Here is a 2,131-nt window from a genome sequence, read left to right as displayed (position 1 = left end):
AAGGTGATATGCTTCATATGACAGGGGGAGGGCGTATTCAACGTATACACGGTCCTTTCGTTTCGGATATTGAAGTTGAGAAAGTCGTATCATACTTAAAGGAACAAGGAAAACCGCAGTATATTGATTTGGCATGTCCTAGAGAAGAAAGGGGATCAGCAAAGAATTCATCAGGAAATCCTGGTTCAACAGTATCAGATGACCTATACGAACAGGCCGTGGCAGTCGTATTGCGAGATAAAAAAGCTTCTACGTCGTATATTCAGCGCCGGTTAGGAATTGGCTACAATCGTGCTGCGTCTCTTATTGAGAGAATGGAAGAAGAAGGAGTCGTAAGCCCAGCCAGTAGTACTGGTAAGCGAGAGATAATATTATCTTCTATGGAAGAACTTTTGGAATAATAGGTTCGTATTGGAAGTTTTTAGAGATTTTTTCTTAATATTAGGGAGGGACTCCTTGTGAGATTGCTCTTTTTGAGGATAGGAAAAGGTTTTGTAGGATATATCCTTTTCTGCTTCTGTAGTACTGTCTTTTGTTCCTCTTTGTATTCTCTTTCTAGGGATTCTCAATCGAAAATTGCAGAGAAACTGATTGTTCGGTTTTTATCTATGAAAACGATACAGGGGAATTTTGTTCAAAATGATGCTGATGGCAATATATTAAGCGGTGAGATTTTCGTAGATCGTCCTGGAAAATTTTATTTCAACTATAACCCTTCCTCTCCTATAAAGATTATAGCAGATGGTAATAATCTTGCTATACATAATTCGAAGTTAGATACTTGGAGTGTTTATCCTCTACATAATACAGATTTTGATATGATTTTTTCGGATAAACGGGATAAAATACAAAACAGCATACAAAGAATAGATGTAGAAGATGCATTCATTACCATTGTTTTTAAGTCCCAATCAGGAGGACAAAAAATATCTTTGGTTTTTGATAGGTCATCTTATCGTCTACTATCTTGGAAAGTTATAGATGATTTAGGGAGATCTACTATTGTAGAAATCTTGAATTATAAGGAAAACCTTTCTTTGGAAAGCAAAATTTTTGTAATTCCTTATGATAAGATTCATAAAACACGATGATCTATAAGTTTTTTGAAACGATAGATGTTTTTTGGATTTTAAACGGTATTTTTGACATTACAACTAATTGTAATGCTGTTTTTTAAAGAGCAAGGTGATTTCCTTGTATGATTTTGACGCCTATTGTTATTTCTTCTCGAAGAGAGGGTTTCTCACCTTATTCTATTTTGCTAAAGGGCATTTGTTTTTTATGCAAAAAGTAATCAGAAATTGTAATTAACGGCTATGGGACAATGATCACTAAGACGATATCCATATTTCACTGCTTCCTTTTGATGATATAGAATTTCTGAGAAACTTCCTTGAGAAAGGAGTTCCCGAGCAGCGACATTCATAATGAAAAAATCTATAGGTTCCTGATTTCTGTGCTTGGTCATGTGGCACTGTGATGTTTTTTGAGAGGGAAGGCGTATCAAAGAATTGTGTTGATTTATTTTCTGCCAAAACTCATCGTTTTCTCCAAAATGATTCAATTTTCTGTTAAAATCTCCTGCAATGATGAAGGGAATATTTGATGATTTTTCTGATCAATCCAGGATTTTAGCCAATTTGTTTGCATGCTCAGTATAGTACAATGTGAGGTTTTTGGCCTGATTATACTGCCTAGGAAGCAGAAAGATTTTAAATGGACATTGAGAAGCGTAGCCTTTTTCCCATTGATTTCAAACAAAATCTCAATAGCTTGACGAGGATTTTTTTCATGTAAATAGAATTATTTATTGTATTGTGAAAATTATAGCTAAGAATTTTTACTGTATCTTTTCGGACGGTTATTGCTGTGTGTAGGCTGAGATTATTATCTTTAGCAAAGAAAATTTCCCACGTGTCTTCTGGAAAGAGTTTTTTGACGGCATCATAGCTTCCCATTTCTTGTAGGGCTACAATATCTGCATTGATTTTTTTAACATACTTCCGTAACAGTGCGTAATCGTCCTCTTCTCGTAGTACAGAATTTTTCATGAGGGCTTTATCAGATTTTTTCGGAAAGAGTATTTATATTCCACGATGCGATACGGACTGTCTGTGAAAAAATTTGCCCT

Annotated in this window: 4 protein-coding genes; 2 read left to right on the top strand and 2 right to left on the bottom strand. The window is 35.1% G+C overall.

Annotated features, from left to right (window positions below):
* Both H0G72_RS06220 and H0G72_RS02285 read left to right on the top strand, forming a co-directional pair.
* On the top strand, positions 1–401 hold a 401-nt coding region (locus H0G72_RS06220), incomplete at its 5' end, for a DNA translocase FtsK (protein WP_310649477.1).
* Positions 402–608: 207 nt separating this feature from the next.
* A complete protein-coding gene (locus H0G72_RS02285; RefSeq protein WP_259345102.1) occupies positions 609–1,091 on the top strand; it encodes a LolA family protein in 483 nt (160 codons plus the stop codon).
* Between the two features lie 203 nt (positions 1,092–1,294).
* Here the strand turns inward: H0G72_RS02285 and H0G72_RS06130 are convergent, their stop codons facing one another.
* Both H0G72_RS06130 and H0G72_RS06125 read right to left on the bottom strand, forming a co-directional pair.
* Positions 1,295–1,564 carry a hypothetical protein gene (locus tag H0G72_RS06130; protein WP_220456083.1) on the bottom strand — a complete coding sequence of 90 codons (270 nt, stop codon included), beginning with the start codon at positions 1,562–1,564 and terminating at the stop codon, positions 1,295–1,297.
* Between the two features lie 148 nt (positions 1,565–1,712).
* Positions 1,713–2,051, bottom strand: a complete 339-nt coding sequence (locus tag H0G72_RS06125; RefSeq protein ID WP_220456082.1) for a hypothetical protein — start codon at positions 2,049–2,051, stop codon at positions 1,713–1,715.
* Positions 2,052–2,131 lie beyond the last annotated feature (80 nt).

It is taken from the genome of Candidatus Liberibacter sp. (assembly GCF_014048425.1).
Lineage (GTDB): Bacteria > Pseudomonadota > Alphaproteobacteria > Rhizobiales > Rhizobiaceae > Liberibacter.
Note: the sequence above shows the minus strand (reverse complement) of the source record. Positions and strands in the feature narration are given on the sequence as shown.

What these genes read in the sequence shown, in the direction of transcription:
- H0G72_RS02285 (WP_259345102.1), top strand. Translation starts at nt 609, where the DNA reads ATGAAAACGATACAGGGGAATTTTGTTCAAAATGATGCTGATGGCAAT.
- H0G72_RS06125 (WP_220456082.1), bottom strand. Translation starts at nt 2,051, where the DNA reads ATGAAAAATTCTGTACTACGAGAAGAGGACGATTACGCACTGTTACGG.